The sequence below is a fragment of the Streptococcus moroccensis genome, from assembly GCF_030812835.1.
Classification (GTDB): Bacteria; Bacillota; Bacilli; order Lactobacillales; family Streptococcaceae; genus Streptococcus; species Streptococcus moroccensis.
The window spans coordinates 46,386-62,535 of sequence record NZ_JAUSTM010000008.1 but is presented as its reverse complement, the minus strand read 5'-3'; the positions used below and the strand labels follow the sequence as shown (position 1 = coordinate 62,535).

Sequence of the window (16,150 nt, the reverse complement as noted above, 5' to 3'; positions counted from 1 at the left end):
TTTTCTTAGTTTATGTTATTATAACACAAAAGAAAGGGCTTGCTCTATCAAAAGTGACTTTTCAAAAAAAGATTTTAAACAGATGGCAAATGGCGGGATTTTTAAACAGAAAATGGTAAAATAAATGAAAGAGAAAGTAAAGTGAGGTCTGGCTATGGAAGAAGGCAAGAAACAGAAACAGTCATGGTTTTACCGCTGGTTTATCAACAATCAAACGGTAACAGTTCTTTTAGTGACTTTGTTGATTTTAATCAATATCTTCATGTTGAACAAGACAGCCTTTTTATTCAAACCTGTTCTTGAATTTTTGAGTGTTATCATGCTCCCCCTTATCTTATCTGGTCTGCTTTATTACCTCATGAAGCCTGGAGTAGACTGGCTAGAAAGTCAAAAAATTCCCCGTGTCTGGGGGATCAGTATCGTTTTTGTAGTGGTAGCCATGCTCATTATATGGGGGTTAGCTGTCTTTATTCCAAGCGTGCAGAACCAATTGATTAGTTTTGCAGACAACTTGCCGAACTATGTCAATCAGCTAGATAAAGCCATCACTGATTTGTTAAAAGACGATCGTTTTGCCCAATTTCGACCGCAAATCAATGATATTTTAGATCAGGTGACTGGTCAAATTACTGAAATTGCGCGTGGGTTTTCGACAAGTGCGGTTAATTGGGTCAGTACTTTTGTCTCAACGACCTCTCAAATTGTTGTTGCCGTCATTATCATGCCATTTATCTTATTTTATCTCTTGAGAGATGGGCATGAATTAAATGATACAATTACGCGATTTATGCCAACGAAATGGCGCCGGCCTGTAGGAGTTGTTCTCCATGATATGAACACACAGTTATCTAACTACGTCCGAGGCCAAGTCACAGTAGCGACCATCGTGGCGATTATGTTCTCTATTTTGTTTTCAATTGTTGGGTTAGACTATGCAGTGACCCTTGGGGTATTAGCAGGTGTCTTGAATATGGTCCCTTATCTGGGAAGCTTTTTAGCGATGATTCCAGCTCTCCTTGTAGCATTGATTGATGGACCAAGTATGTTTATTAAAGTTATCATAGTTTTTATCATTGAACAGACGATTGAAGGCCGTTTCGTATCTCCGCTCATTATTGGTTCCAGTTTAAAAATTCACCCAATAACAATCATGTTTATACTCCTAACCGCTGGTCGGATGTTCGGTGTTTGGGGTGTCTTACTGGGAATCCCTGTTTACGCTTCAGCGAAGGTTGTGTTTGAAGCAATATTTAAATGGTACCAAGCCTATAGCGGACTTTATGAGGAGGTAGCAGAAGAGGAAGATTATGGAATCACAGAGTAAATTAGTGGTAGAAGCGCTTGAAGCGCAAGATTTAGAAAAAGTAGAATACCATCTCAGACAGGCCCTTGTTGAAGACGATGAAGAGACGTTGTTGGATTTGGGTGCTTATTTCGAAAGTATTGGTTTTCTGCCTCAAGCAGAAGTGATTTACCAGCAATTGTTGCTTAATTATCCAGAGCTAGCCATTAATCTAGCCAGGATTGCCATAGAAGATGGAGCAGTTGAGCAGGCCTTTAGCTATCTTGATCAGATTGAGCCCTCTAGCCCTTATTATTTAGAAGCTTTGGTGACTAAAGCGGATTTCTACCAACTAGAGGGGCTTGCAGATGTGGCCAAGGAAAAGTTATTAGAAGCTAGTCAACTGACCGATGATGATTTGATTCGATTTGGATTAGCAGAAATAGAGCTCGAATTGGAAGACTATCAGTCTGCGATTAATTATTATGCTAGTGTTGACAATCGCTCAATTTTTGAGCAGACAGGGGTGTCGACCTATCAGCGTATAGGTTACGCCTATGCTAATTTAGGCAAGTTTGAAGCAGCCATTGAGTTTTTGGAAAAGGCTGTTGAGCTGGAATACCATGACGACACCTTATACGAATTAGCAACCTTGCTCGTTGAAACGGAGCAGTATCAGCGGGCAAATCTTTATTTCAAACAACTGGCTACCTTAAATCCTGAATTTGAAGGCTATCAATACCCTTATGCTCAATCCTTGCATGCGGAACATCAAACCAAAGAGGCTTTGACAGTATTGCAAGATTATCTGTCTAAGAATGAGACAGCCGTTTCTGTGTTGCTTCTTGCTTCTCAATATGCTTATGAGCTAAAAGATCCTGACCTTTCAGAACAATATCTTCTGAAAGCAAAAGTTTGGGCGGATGATGTGGAAGAGATTGATTTACGTTTATCCACTCTTTATCTAGAGCAAGAACGCTATGAAGACCTCCTTGACCTTGCCGAGGATAGCATCGATCATGTGTTAACAAGATGGCACTTGGCTAAGACCTATCGCGCTTTGGACAAACCTGAAACCGAATCTGCTTATCGCCAATTAGTAACTGATTTGCAAGACAATCCAGAGTTTCTAAAAGAATTTATTTTCGTCTTAAGAGAGATTGGGGAGTTTAAAGAAGCGAATCAACAGCTAAACTATTATCTGCAATTGGTTCCAGATGACCTAGAGATGGCAGCTTTGGCAGATGACTGAGAAAGAGGGATGAGTGGTGGAGTTAGTCAAATTATTTCAATACAATACATTAGGCGCTTTAATGGCAGGGCTCTATGGTGGAACATTAACGATTCAAGAACTTCTAGAACATGGGGATTTAGGGATTGGCACCCTAGACAGTATCGATGGAGAGTTGATTGTGTTAGATGGCAAGGCCTATCAGGCTAAAGGTTCTGGCGACGAGCCAGAAGTGGTGGAAGTTGCGCCTGATGTTAAGGTGCCCTATGCAGCAGTGCTCTTTCATATGGCTGAGGTTGTGTTTAGGCAACGCTTTGAAATGACTTCTGAGGAATTGGAAAAACGGATTGAGTCCTATTATGACGGGGAAAACCTATTCCGCTCGATCAAGATTATGGGAGAGTTTGCTCACATGCATGTCCGCATGATTCCAAAATCTTCCTCAAATATCAAATTCTCAGAAGTTGCCACTCATCAACCAGAATACAAGAGAGACAATATCAAGGGAACTATTGTTGGTATTTGGACTCCGGAAATGTTTCATGGTGTTAGTGTGGCGGGTTACCATCTGCACTTTATCTCTGAAGACCTTACTTTTGGAGGTCATGTGATTGATTATATCATCAAAGAAGGGCAAGTTGAGGTAGGACCCGTTGACCAGCTTGACCAACGCTTCCCTGTGCAGGATCGTCAGTTTCTTTTTGCGAAATTCAACATTGATGAAGTCAAAGAGGATATCCATAAATCTGAATAAGATAGGTGTACTCGTGAAAGAATTTAGCCAAGTAAAAAGTCTAGGATTTGGTCTTAGAACGACATGACCAGGAATGGTTTGTCAAAGATAAGTCAAAGATAAGTGAAAAAACTTTTGTAATTTCTGATAATCAAAGGGGCATCTAAAAGATAAACTACTTATTTCCTTCTAGAAGGGTTATGTTTGACATCATGACAACAACAAGAGGTTGGGCAAAGCCCAACCTCTTGTTTGATTATCGTTTAGAGTTTCATGCGCTTGATTTTTTCTTCGTCTGGTGTGACACGAAGTGTTTTTTGCCCTGTGTAAGTCACAAAACCTGGCTTTGCTCCTGTTGGTTTATGGAGTTTTTTGGCTTCTATCATATCAACTTGAACCAAGTTGGACAGGCGTGCTTTTGAAAAGTAGGCAGCCAGTTCGGCAGCATCTGTCTTGACTTCATCTGTTGGATTGAGGTTTCCTGTGAGGATGACATGGCTACCAGGAATATCTTTGGCGTGGAACCATAACTCTCCTTTTTTAGCGATTTTGAAGGAAAGTTCATCATTTTGAAGGTTATTTTTACCGACTAAAATAATGGTTTTGCCATCGGTTGCGAGATAGCGCTCTGGTTTTTGCCGTTTCTGGATTTTTTCGCGGTTGCGACGACGGATAAAACCTGTCTCAATGAGTTCTTCTCTAATTTCAGCGATTTCAGAGAGCGTTGCCTGAGAAAGCATGGTTTGAACACTTTCTAAGTAGGTAATGGTTTCTTGGGTTTCCATGATTAGGCCGGTCAGGTGTTTGACGGCCTCTTTTAATTTTGCGTATTTTTTAAAATAGCGCTGTGCGTTTTGACTAGGACTAAGGGCTTTGTCTAAGGAAATGATGACAGGTTGACCAGTGTAATAATTATCTAACGTCACATCGTCTTGATCATTAGGGACCTGATGAAGATAGGTGGTCAACAATTCCCCTTTTTGCCTAAACTCTTCCGCATTTTCTGTTGCTGCTAGTTCTGCTTCTTGCTTTTCTAATTTTTTTCGGTTTTTATCCAGTTCGTTATCGACACGTTTAATGATTTCACTGGCTTGCTGGTTGACGCGGTCACGCTCAGCCTTGTTGTGATAATAGGCATCCATAGCCTCTGATAAGCTGGCAAAGGAGCTGTGACTGTCTTTAAAGAGGACAGGAGCGAACGACTTTTCCGTAAGATTTGGTTTTGTTTCTTGGGCAAAGAATGCCCTAAACGCTTGAAGGCGATTTTGCGTAAGGGTTTCACTCAGGGATTGAGCAGTATCTCGACCCAGTCCCTGGAAAAGGGTCTGAAGGGATTTGGGGTCTAAGTTTTCGGTTGAAAGAACTTGAAAGAGTTTCTCATCAGGAACCGTAAAGGGATTTAGGGCAGTTGTTTGAGGTGGCGCAATGTAGGTAGAGCCAGGTAAAATGGTCCTGTAGGAATTTTGGGAAAACCCGAGATGTTTGATGGCTTCGATAATCTTTTCAGATCGCTTATCCATCAAGATGATATTGGAATGTTTGCCCATAATCTCGATAATCAATGTGGCCTGAATAGCATCTCCAATTTCATTTTTGTTGGAGACAGAAATCTCTAAAATACGATCGTTTTCAATCTGTTCAATCCGCTCAATAGTTGCTCCCTGCAAGTATTTACGCATAATCATGGTAATGGTATTAGGAACCTGTGGATTGGTGAATTCTGTTGTTGTTAACTGCACTCTTGCAAAAACAGGATGGGCAGAGAGGAGCAGTTTGTGATTCTTTCGATTGCTCCGGACAGCTAAAACCAGTTCGTTGTCAAAAGGTTGATTAATTTTTTGGATACGTCCACCAAGAAGTTCCTGAGAAAGCTCCTCAGTTAAGTGGTGGAGTAAGAAACCGTCAAAGGACATAATATTCTCCTGCGTTTAGTCTTGTGTTCTATTATAGCATATCTGGCAAAAAGTAAGGAAAATCCTCTCTGTTAAAGAAAGTAGACCAGCAAAACATTAAATTTTGAGGGTGATATTAGATTTAGTCTAGTCATTTGTCTTAGTCAGCGGAGGTTATTATTAGAGTGATTTATCAAATGGTATTAGCAGTAATGGGCATATACCTTGTTGCGCTTCATCCTAATTCAGCAAATCTTCATCTTTTTTGTTATAATCAACTTATGACAACCTATACCTTACAACTTTGCAGTCATATGCTGTTTATTGGACTGTCTTATCACCTTTTGACAACAGTGGTTGACTGGCAAAAATTTACAAAAACACATCTTGATAATCTGAGCCGTTTGCGTCTGTTGGTTCTCTTGTTTAGTATCATTTTGGGCTTTTTATCGAGCCGATTTTTCCTAGAACTATTAGCGATTGGACGAGGAATGGCCTACGCCTTGTTTTTTGAATAAATACTTCTTGGTTGAGTACACTAGTAGTCTTCTGCTGAAAAAATAATAAACGATAACTTTGGGATCAGAAACGATAACATTCTCAAATAAAAGCATTATTTAGTGTCTTATGGTAAAATAAGAACACAGTAAGTAAGAAAAGGAACTTGTATGGAACAGATTATCATTAACGGTGGAAATACCCGCTTGACAGGTGAGGTAACGATTGAGGGAGCTAAAAATGCGGTTCTGCCAATTCTTGCAGCGACGATTTTAGCTAGTGATGGTCAAACAAAATTGACAAATGTCCCTATTTTATCAGATGTTTATACTATGAATAATGTGGTGCGAGGCCTTAATGCTGAGGTTTCTTTTGCTGAAGAAAACAATGAGATTATAGTGGATGCAACTCAGCCTCTTCATTTTGAAGCTCCTTACCGTTATGTTAGTAAGATGCGAGCTTCAATCGTTGTTTTAGGCCCTCTTTTAGCTCGAAACGGTTACGCTAAGGTTTCAATGCCTGGTGGCTGTACGATTGGTTCGCGTCCTATAGACCTTCATCTCAAAGGATTGGAAGCCATGGGAGCAGAGATTCATCAGACTCACGGATACATTGAGGCCAAGGCAGAACGTCTAAAAGGTGCTTATATCTATATGGACTTTCCAAGTGTTGGGGCAACTCAAAACCTGATGATGGCAGCGACTTTGGCTGATGGTCAAACGACGATTGAAAACGCAGCACGTGAACCGGAAATCGTCGATTTAGCGAATCTGCTTAATAAGATGGGCGCTAAGGTCCGTGGTGCTGGGACAGATACTATGACCATCACAGGTGTCGAGCGTCTCCATGGAACAGATCATGCGGTGGTGCAAGACCGGATCGAAGCAGGGACCTTTATGGTCGCAGCCGCTATGACTGGAGGCAACGTCCTTATCAAAGATGCGGTTTGGGAGCATAATCGTCCACTTCTGGCTAAGATGATTGAGATGGGTGTGACCATCACAGAAGAAGAGGATGGCATTCGTGTCCAATCCGATGTTGCTCGATTAAAACCGGTCACTGTCAAAACGCAGCCACATCCAGGATTTCCGACAGATATGCAGGCTCAGATGACTGCCTTAATGACGGTTGTTAAAGGGGAATCTACCATGATTGAAACAGTTTTTGAAAACCGTTTCCAACATCTGGAGGAACTTCGCCGGATGGGCCTACACTCTGAAATCTTACGGGATACGGCTTTGATTTTTGGTGGCGAGAAACTTCAAGGAGCCCCAGTACTTTCGACAGATTTAAGGGCATCAGCGGCCCTTATTTTAACAGGCTTGGTCGCAGAAGGAACAACTTGTGTGGGTCAATTGGATCATTTAGACCGAGGTTATTATCAATTCCATGAAAAGTTAGCAGCGCTAGGAGCTGACATCAAGCGGGTTAAGGAGGACGATGATGCGTAACGCCAGTAATAATTTGTCAAGAAAAAGAGATGGCGTCCAGTATGTGTGGCAGCAGTTATTGATTATTGGTCTTGTTGTATTAGTTGCTCTTTTGCTCTTTGTTCTTGGACTAATGCTTGGCTATGGGGTTATCGGTGATGGGGAGTCCATGTGGACGATTTTGTCACCTGATAAATGGCAGGAACTTATTGGAAAAATGACTGGGAAGTAGGCCTAGCCTACTTTTTCCATGTTATGAAAAGAGATATGATGCAATTAACGAAGAAACAAAAAAATTCTATTTTAACAGGGATTCTGGCTCTCATACTAGCGGTTACTGGTTATACGGTTACGGATAATCAAACAACTGAAATACAGGACGTTACGACTGGGCCAGCGCCCTATGATGTGGCTATTCCGCAATATGCCAGCAGCACTGTAGACATCACCCCAGACGAAGAGCTTGCCAGTTCAGTGCTGGTGGACGAAGTCAGGGCGCAGTTGCCAAAAAACATTGAATGGAATGGGGCGGGAGCCTTCATCCTTAATGGCAATAAGACCAGTCTAGATGCAGAGGTGGCCTCCCAGCCTTACATTGATTTAAAGACCAAGAAGATGGGCTCTTATAAGGTGCCGACAGTTGCCAATGCTCTTTTGGCTAAGTCAACCCGTCAATACAAAAACCGGGACCAGACGGGTCAAGGACAGACCTATTGGACACCAGCTGGCTGGGGGCAAGAACACGGTCTTTCTGGGGAGTATGACCATGCGGTGGACCGAGGGCATCTCATTGGTTATGCCATTGGTGGTGGGCTCAAAAGTTTTGATGCCTCGACCAGCAATTCGGATAACATAGCAACGCAGACAGCCTGGTCTAACCAAGCCTATGAGGAACATTCAACAGGTCAAAACTATTATGAAATCAAGATTCGCAATGCCCTTGATAAGAACAAGCGGGTGCGTTACCGGGTGAGGTTGATTTATGCGGATAACAATGATCTTGTAGCCGTTGGTCGCCAGCTTGAAGCCAAGTCAGATGATGGTAGTCTAGAGTTCAATGTTTTTGTCCCTAATGTTCAGACGGGACTTAGCCTAGATTATGAGACAGGTGAGGTCACGATTTTTGAGTAGACGATCCGCCTAATCCCTTGTCAAATGGGGGTAATTCTGCTAAACTAGTAGGTATATTACGGATTAGTAATAGGAATTAATTGAATAGTTGTCTATGAGACTAGTAGCAAGGTGGCAATTGAACAGGGAGTGTGGACCGTGACTGGAAGTCCACTCAAGGAAAGCGTTGTGAATTCACTCATGGCTAAAAGGTATCGAACTGTGTAACCTTTGGCAGGACAAGAAATTGAGGTTTACCACTTGGTAAATGAAAACGGATGGTACCGCGTGTCAACGCTCCGCTAAGGAGTATTGGCACGCTTTTTTTAGTTTTGAAAGGCTTGAAGAAGCTATTTTACAAATGGAGGAATTATGACAATTCAAGAGAAATTGGCGGAGCTTCGCCAAAGTACGCTAGAAAAGTTAAAGGACGTGAACCTCGAAGCGTCTAAAGAAGTTCAGGACCTGCGTGTCTCAGTCTTGGGGAAAAAAGGATCACTCACAGAAATTCTGAAAGGGTTAAAAGATCTGTCGCCGGAAGAGCGTCCTCAGGTAGGGAAATACGTCAATGAAGTGCGTGATGTCTTGACAGCTGCCTTTGATGAGGCCAATGCCTTGTTGGAGCAAGAAAAAATTGCGGCGCAACTGGCTAGCGAGTCAATCGATGTGACCTTGCCTGGCAAACCAGTTACCGTTGGGCAACGCCATGTTTTGACTCAGACCAGCCAAGAAATCGAAGATATCTTCCTTGGCATGGGCTTCCAAGTCGTAGATGGTTACGAGGTCGAGAAGGATTACTACAACTTTGAGCGCATGAATTTGCCAAAAGACCACCCAGCGCGTGATATGCAGGATACCTTCTACATTACAGAAGAGATCTTGCTCCGTACCCATACCAGTCCTGTTCAGGCCAGAACCATGGACCAGCACGATTTTGCTAAAGGTCCTCTCAAGATGATCTCGCCAGGACGCGTCTTCCGTCGGGATACGGATGATGCGACGCACTCGCACCAATTCCATCAGATAGAGGGCTTGGTTGTCGGTGAAAACATCTCTATGGGCGACCTCAAGGGAACCCTTCAGATGATCAGCCAGAAGATGTTTGGTGAGGACCGTAAGATTCGCCTGCGTCCGTCTTACTTCCCGTTCACGGAGCCTTCAGTTGAGGTTGACGTGTCGTGCTTCAAGTGTGGCGGTGACGGCTGTAATGTCTGCAAACAAACCGGCTGGATTGAGATTTTAGGGGCTGGGATGGTTCATCCAAGTGTCCTTGAGATGTCAGGTATTGATAGTGACAAGTATTCAGGATTTGCCTTTGGACTTGGTCAAGAACGGATTGCCATGCTTCGTTATGGCATCAATGACATCCGTGGGTTCTACCAAGGGGATGCCCGTTTTTCAGAACAATTCAAGGGTTAAGAAGCATTAAAAGTTTGCTGAGCTGTCCGTATAGAAGCTCTGCTATGGACCTAAGAAAAGAGGAAATAAGATGGTGACAACAAGAAGCATTAAGCCTGTAGCTGCTGAAGAGCTACCAATCTTGAGAGATCTGGCGATCCAAACCTTTCGTGAGACCTTTGGGCATGACAATAGCGAGGCTCAACTTCAGGAGTTTTTTGACAGGGATTACAGCTTGGAACAGCTCCAAAAGGAATTGGATGACCCTGAGACCAAAGTCGATTTCTTAATGGTTGATAACCAACCAGTGGGCTTCATTAAGCTCAATTGGGGTCAAGCTCAGACCGAGCAGGAGCTGGAAGATGGCTTTGAAATCCAGCGAATCTACGTTCTCAATGCCTATCAGGGACTAGGTCTGGGCAAGTTTCTCTTTGATTATGCCATGGAAGCTGCTGCCAACTCAGGAAAAACCTGGGCTTGGTTAGGGGTCTGGGAATACAATGTGAAGGCTCAGCGATTCTATGAAAAATATGGTTTTGAAAAATTTGGTGAGCATCATTTTGAAGTCGGTGATAAGGTAGATACGGACTGGCTCATGAAAAAAGCGCTCAAATAGGGAAGGATAAACATGTTAGTAAGTTATAAATGGTTAAAACAACTGGTTGATGTGACGGCGACAAGTCAGGACTTGTCAGAAACCATGTCAACCACGGGGATTGAGGTTGAAGGGGTGGAAACACCTGCAGAAGGCCTGTCTAAACTCGTCGTGGGTGAAGTGGTATCGGTTGAAGATATCCCAGAAACTCACTTGCACATCTGTGAAGTTAACATTGGTGAGGAAACCACTCAGATCGTTTGCGGGGCACCAAATGTTAAGCCTGGTATCAAGGTCATTGTGGCCCTTCCAGGTGCACGTATCGCAGGCAACCACAAGATTAAAAAAGGGAAAATCCGTGGTGTGGAATCGCTAGGGATGATCTGCTCATTGGCAGAGATCGGCTATCCTGATGCGGTCGTGCCAAAAGCCTATGCAGACGGCATTTACTACCTGCCTGAGGACGCGGTGGTTGGCGACAGCATCTTCCCGTATCTGGATATGGACGATGAGATTGTCGAGCTTTCGATCACGCCAAACCGCGCAGATGCTTTGTCTATGCGTGGGGTTGCCCATGAAGTGGCAGCAATCTATGACACGCCAGTTCACTTTGAAGATCCTGTCTTGACAGAGTCAAATCTAGCTGCTAGTGATGTCTTATCTGTCGAGATTTCTTCTGATAAGGTGGCTAGCTATCAGGCGCGTGTGGTGGAAAATGTGACCATCGCCCCAAGTCCCCAGTGGCTCCAAAATTTGCTTATGAATGCTGGTATTCGCCCACTCAACAACGTGGTCGACATTACTAACTACATCTTGCTTTACTTTGGGCAACCGATGCATGCCTTTGACCTAGATACCTTCAAGGACAACAAGATTGTCGCGCGTCAAGCTAAGGCCGGTGAAACCTTGGTGACACTGGATGAAGAAGAACGTGAATTGACAGTGGACGATATCGTTATCGCGGTTGGGGATGAGGCTGTGGCTCTTGGTGGGGTCATGGGTGGCTCAGCGACTGAAATCACAGATAAGACTAGCCGTATTGTCCTTGAAGCAGCCAGCTTTGATGGCAAGACCATTCGCAAAACCAGCGGTCGCCTTAACCTCCGCTCAGAATCATCTGCCCGCTTTGAAAAAGGAACAAATGTGGCAGAACTTGGCCTTGCCCTCGATGTGGCAGCTGCACTGGTGGCTGAATTAGCTGGAGGTGAGGTGCGTTCTGGTGTGGTCAAGGCTGGAGATTTGGATGTGTCTGATATTCCAGTCTCAGCTCGCCTTGATTATGTCAACAAGCGTCTCGGGACAACCCTTGACTACGCGACCATTGCAGATGTTTTCCGTCGTCTCGGTATGGCGGTGTCAGGAGACGAGGAAAGCTTTACGGTTCAGGTCCCTCGTCGCCGTTGGGACATCCGTATCCCGGCCGACATTGTAGAAGAAATCGCCCGTATCTATGGTTATGACAAGTTGCCAACTACACTGCCAAACGAAGCAGGAACAGCCGGCGAATTGACCCCTATGCAAAGCCTGCGCCGCAAAGTCCGTACCTTGGCTGAAGGAGCAGGGCTGACTGAGGTCATCTCTTATGCCCTCACAACCCCTGAAAAAGCAGTCGCCTTTACGGCTCAGCCAACCCAGGTGACAGAGCTTATGTGGCCGATGACCATCGATCGCTCTGTCCTTCGTCAGAATGTGACGGCTGGCTTACTTGAAATCGTCGCCTACAACGTGGCGCGTAAAAATCAAGACTTGGGCCTCTATGAAATTGGCAAGGTCTTTGAACAGTCTGGAGATGCCAAGACGGACCTCCCGCAGGAAATCGAAACCTTTGCCTTTGCCTTAACGGGTCTTGTTGCTGGTACTAAGGACAAGGTGGATTTCTTCAATGCCAAGGGTATCGTTGAAGCTATCTTTGACCAGTTGCGCTTAGCACCACGCTTTGTCGCTCAAGCTGACCTGCCAAATCTCCATCCTGGACGCGCAGCCAGCATTGAACTGGATGGGCAGACAGTCGGCTTTATCGGTCAAGTGCACCCTGGAACAGCTAAGGCTTACGGTGTGCCTGAGACCTACGTGGTAGAGCTCAACCTGACAGCGATTGAGGCAGCCCTCACGCCAGCTCAGCCATTTACCGACATCTCGAAATTCCCTGCAGTCAGCCGTGACATTTCCCTCCTCTTGAAGAATACTGTGAGTCATCAAGAGGTCTTGGATGCGATCGCAGCAGCAGGTGTGAAGCGCTTGACCAAGGTTGCCCTCTTTGACCTTTATGCAGGGCCTGGTATCGAGCCTGGCAAGAAGTCCATGGCCTACAACCTGACCTTCCAAAACCCGATCGATAGTTTGACCGATGAGGAAGTAGCGGGCTACATGGCCAAAATCACTAAGTCACTGACCGAAACCCTTGGTGCCGAAGTGCGCTAAGCCAATGTTTGATAAAAGGAAAACAACCATCAGAGCAGAACTCTGGTGGTTTTTAAGGTCTAAAAAGAAATCGCTTTATAGTGAGTACTCCGTTTTCTGAGTAAAATGGTATAATAAAAGATATAGTAACTTTTATTTAGAGATGATTAATAAAAAAGACAATCAAAAAAGAGGTTGAATTTATGGCAAATATCACACTGGATACATTTTACGAATGGTATGAAAATAATCAAGATAACATTATCCAAATGTCGTCAAGCTATATTAAAGAGAATGAGATATTGCGGTCTCAATTTTTAAAGGAGTGGCCTTTAGATAGACTTAAGACTATGACGATTGACGATTATGTTATTGGGAAAGGTGCTCAAAATGCCTCGTTATGCTATTTGATTGAACAAGGGAAATACAAGCATTTGTTTATGGGTATTGGAGGAGGTGGTGCATCTAAGTTTGGCATATACTGGAATAAAGGAAAGGGATCTTATGTGGATCAAGCCAATCAAATTATCAATGATGATGAGCTGGATGAACGATTCTCAAAACTAAAAAACGATTTATTTGATATCATTGTGTCCGGGGTCAAACTTGATTTTGAAAATCCAATATTTAATACGAAACATTCTCAAAATGAGTTTATAAATCGTTCCGCAGTAGTTACTAAACTACTCTGTATATATTCTGAAGGCAACCCGTATTTTGGAATTAATAATAATAGTCAAAAAATGTTTTGGAATCAGCTTGTTCCACAAATGATTCAAGGTGGACCGTATCGTCAGAATTATGAGATTGCTCAAAAGGTTAGAGAAAAATATCCTCATTTAGAGAATCAGAGTATAGGCGGTATTTTGCATGAATTCTTTCAGACGTATAAAGAAGAGAATGGAGATTCACCAAATCAAAATGTGTCTTTCCAAGATGCTATGGTATTTCAATATAGCAAACAGGTGAAAAATTCTAAAAATATCATTCTTCGCGGCGCTCCTGGTACTGGTAAGACTTTTCTAGCTAGACAGATTGCTGCTGAACTTGTTTCGAAAGGTAATAAGCATGATTATTCTGATTTGACAGATGCTGAGAAAGAGCGCATCGGTTTTGTTCAATTTCACCCTTCGTATGATTATACGGATTTTGTTGAAGGACTCAGGCCAATCTCAAATGATGATGGTCAAGTGAGTTTTGAATTAAAGGATGGCATTTTTAAGAGCTTTTGTGAAAGAGCGGCAAAAAAGAGTAAGGTTGGAGGTCATGACAATTTTGATGAGGCTTGGGATAGCTATCTAGAGTTTATAAACCAATCAGATCAAAAAGAATACGTGACAAAAACATCTTACCTTACTGTTAACAGCAGACAAAATTTATCTGTCAATTATGATAGTGGGACTTCTGGCTGGACTTTGCCTAGACCTTATGTTTATGAACTCTATAAAGATGAGACATACGACAAGCAAACCTATTACCGTTCTAGCGGACGCACGGTTTTAAAAACCTTAAAACAAAAATTTGGCTTATTAGACTATCAAATCCCTACGGATACAAATGCTAAAGATGCTCCACTATTTGTCTTCATCATCGATGAAATCAATCGTGGGGAAATTTCTAAAATTTTTGGAGAATTGTTTTACGCGATCGACCCTGGATACAGAGGGCCAGCGGGTGCGGTTTCTACCCAGTATGCCAATATGCACGAATCGGATGAAAAGTTCTACATTCCAGAGAATGTTTATATTATTGGTACCATGAATGATATTGATCGCTCTGTCGATACCTTTGATTTTGCTATGCGACGTCGTTTTCGATTTATCGAAATTAAGGCAGAAGATACCATAGATATGTGGGAAAAGACTGAGGGATTTGATGACAGTCAGATTGAAGAAGCTAAGCGTCGCTTGCTGTCTCTCAATCGAGCTATCGAAGAGATTCCGGAATTAAATACAAATTACCATGTGGGCCCTTCTTATTTCCTTAAACTACCAGAGCTTGATTATCAGTATGATACATTATGGACTGATTATCTGGAACCCCTTCTACAAGAGTACTTGCGAGGCACCTATCAGGAGATAGAACATCTTGAAACCTTAAAAAAAGCATATGATTATCTTGAGGAAGAAGCACATGTGGATTAAGGATAATCAACAGGATATTTCTAAGTCTGAATTTTTAGAGGCGTATCCAAATTTAGGAAATTACTTGCTCGATAAGAGCCTCAAGTATTTAAGTGAGCATGATAAGGTATTTGTGTTTCCGACGGATTTGTCAAAGATACCAGATTTAGATGAATCGGCTAAAATTTTCGAGTCAGTTGATGATAAAGTGAAATCCCAGAATGTGGCTGGTTTTATTGGTTATCGAGATGAACAATTAACCATCCATTCTCGTTTTGCTCAGGCGGATGACAAAGACTACTTTTTGCACTATATGTTACAAAAAGTTCTTCATATCAATCTGACCAATCTGGACACTGCACTCTCACAAGATCAGCAGTTTTATCAGCTTTTGGTTTATCTCTTTCCCAAATATCTGCAGGCAGCCTTACGAAAAGGTTTATACAAAGAATACCGCCGTTTTGATTATCATGATGCCAATATTAAAGGGAGTCTTGATGTTGCGAAGCATATCAAAGCGAGCACTCCTTTTACTGGGAAAATAGCTTATCGAACACGTGAATTTTCCTATGATAATCCTCTGTTACAGTTAGTTCGTCACACCATTGAATACATTAAAGTCAGTCAAAAAAATAGTTATTCTATTTTGGCTTCTAATCCAGAAACAAGGGAAAATGTTAAAGCTGTCGCTGAAGTGACAGCAAGCTACCAACTATCGGATAGGCAAACAGTTATCATGTCTAACCAGAAAGAGCGGCTCCGCCATGCTTATTTTAAGGAGTATACTGCTTTGCAACAACTGTGTTTGTTGCTTTTGACTGGTCAAAAGCAGGCAGTAGGTGGCAACAGAGACAACATACATGGTATCCTCTTTGATGTGGCATGGCTATGGGAGGAATATATAGCGACGCTTTTGGGAAAAGAGTTTGTGCATCCCAGAAATAAAGCGAGTCAAGATGGGATATCTGTTTTTTCCGACCGACAGCGGACGGTTTACCCCGATTTTTATAGTATAGAAAAGGGCGTTGTTTTAGATGCTAAATACAAACGCTTGGAATTAACAGAAAAAGGCATTGACAGATCGGATTTGTATCAATTAATATCCTATACTTATATTTTAAAGGCCAATCTGGCGGGGGTAGTCTTTCCCAGTCAGGATAATGTAGGTGATAACGAGATTGGAGAATTAGCTGGTTACGGCGCTATGCTAAAAAAATGGTCCATTAAAATCCCACAAGGTTGCACTAGCTATGACGCATTTGTAACAGAAATGGCTAAAAATGAAAAGAAGTTTCTTGAGACATTAAAACAATCATACGCCATCGCTGCTCAATCGCAAAATGGTTGAGGGTGGTTCACAGTTATCCACCGCCTTCTGGCGGTGTTTTTTCATGCTTGAATTTGGTATAATAGGAGCTAATGAATCGCGTGAAAAGTGGATAATCATAGGGACTGGCG

The 16,150-nt window shown here is 42.8% G+C and carries 13 protein-coding genes; 12 read left to right on the top strand and 1 reads right to left on the bottom strand.

The genetic code is table 11. From position 1 onward, the window contains the following. Positions 1 to 154 precede the first annotated feature (154 nt). From J2S23_RS05270 to budA, 3 genes are read left to right on the top strand one after another with little or no spacing between them, the layout of a single operon-like run. The gene (locus tag J2S23_RS05270) at positions 155 to 1,324 is read left to right on the top strand and encodes an AI-2E family transporter (protein ID WP_307121704.1); all 1,170 of its coding nucleotides are present in this window, start codon (positions 155 to 157) and stop codon (positions 1,322 to 1,324) included. Beyond that, a complete protein-coding gene (locus J2S23_RS05265) occupies positions 1,308 to 2,534 on the top strand; it encodes a tetratricopeptide repeat protein (protein WP_307121703.1) in 1,227 nt (408 codons plus the stop codon). Before J2S23_RS05270 ends, J2S23_RS05265 begins: the two co-directional genes overlap by 17 nt. Before the next feature lie 13 nt (positions 2,535 to 2,547). Next, a complete protein-coding gene (gene budA, locus J2S23_RS05260) occupies positions 2,548 to 3,267 on the top strand; it encodes an acetolactate decarboxylase (RefSeq protein ID WP_307121702.1) in 720 nt (239 codons plus the stop codon). 242 nt (positions 3,268 to 3,509) lie between these two features. On the opposite strand, the gene J2S23_RS05255 is transcribed toward budA, so the two are convergent. Continuing rightward, positions 3,510 to 5,159 carry an Rqc2 family fibronectin-binding protein gene (locus J2S23_RS05255; protein ID WP_307121701.1) on the bottom strand — a complete coding sequence of 550 codons (1,650 nt, stop codon included), beginning with the start codon at positions 5,157 to 5,159 and terminating at the stop codon, positions 3,510 to 3,512. A gap of 260 nt (positions 5,160 to 5,419) precedes the next feature. Between J2S23_RS05255 and J2S23_RS05250 the strand changes: the two genes are divergently transcribed. From J2S23_RS05250 to J2S23_RS05210, 9 genes are all read left to right on the top strand, one after another. Beyond that, a complete protein-coding gene (locus tag J2S23_RS05250) occupies positions 5,420 to 5,656 on the top strand; it encodes a DUF1146 family protein (protein WP_307121700.1) in 237 nt (78 codons plus the stop codon). A gap of 150 nt (positions 5,657 to 5,806) precedes the next feature. Beyond that, positions 5,807 to 7,087, top strand: coding sequence for a UDP-N-acetylglucosamine 1-carboxyvinyltransferase (murA, locus tag J2S23_RS05245; RefSeq protein WP_307121699.1), 1,281 nt, complete (start codon positions 5,807 to 5,809; stop codon positions 7,085 to 7,087). Beyond that, on the top strand, positions 7,077 to 7,298 hold the full coding sequence (locus J2S23_RS05240) for a DNA-directed RNA polymerase subunit beta (protein WP_307121698.1): 222 nt from the start codon (positions 7,077 to 7,079) through the stop codon (positions 7,296 to 7,298). Before murA ends, J2S23_RS05240 begins: the two co-directional genes overlap by 11 nt. 23 nt (positions 7,299 to 7,321) lie before the next feature. Next, positions 7,322 to 8,197, top strand: coding sequence for a DNA/RNA non-specific endonuclease (locus tag J2S23_RS05235; RefSeq protein WP_370868694.1), 876 nt, complete (start codon positions 7,322 to 7,324; stop codon positions 8,195 to 8,197). A gap of 351 nt (positions 8,198 to 8,548) precedes the next feature. Further along, a complete protein-coding gene (gene pheS / locus J2S23_RS05230; protein WP_307121697.1) occupies positions 8,549 to 9,595 on the top strand; it encodes a phenylalanine--tRNA ligase subunit alpha in 1,047 nt (348 codons plus the stop codon). Between the two features lie 70 nt (positions 9,596 to 9,665). Then, a complete protein-coding gene (locus tag J2S23_RS05225; RefSeq protein WP_307121696.1) occupies positions 9,666 to 10,190 on the top strand; it encodes a GNAT family N-acetyltransferase in 525 nt (174 codons plus the stop codon). A 12-nt stretch (positions 10,191 to 10,202) separates the two neighbouring features. Continuing rightward, positions 10,203 to 12,590: a phenylalanine--tRNA ligase subunit beta gene (gene pheT / locus J2S23_RS05220; RefSeq protein WP_307121695.1), complete on the top strand. Its 2,388-nt coding sequence runs from the start codon at positions 10,203 to 10,205 to the stop codon at positions 12,588 to 12,590. A 182-nt stretch (positions 12,591 to 12,772) separates the two neighbouring features. After that, complete coding sequence (locus tag J2S23_RS05215) at positions 12,773 to 14,713, top strand: AAA family ATPase (protein ID WP_307121694.1); 1,941 nt, start codon at positions 12,773 to 12,775, stop codon at positions 14,711 to 14,713. After that, entirely contained in the window at positions 14,703 to 16,040 is a 1,338-nt protein-coding gene (locus tag J2S23_RS05210) for a 5-methylcytosine restriction system specificity protein McrC (protein ID WP_307121693.1), read from the top strand. Before J2S23_RS05215 ends, J2S23_RS05210 begins: the two co-directional genes overlap by 11 nt. Positions 16,041 to 16,150 lie beyond the last annotated feature (110 nt).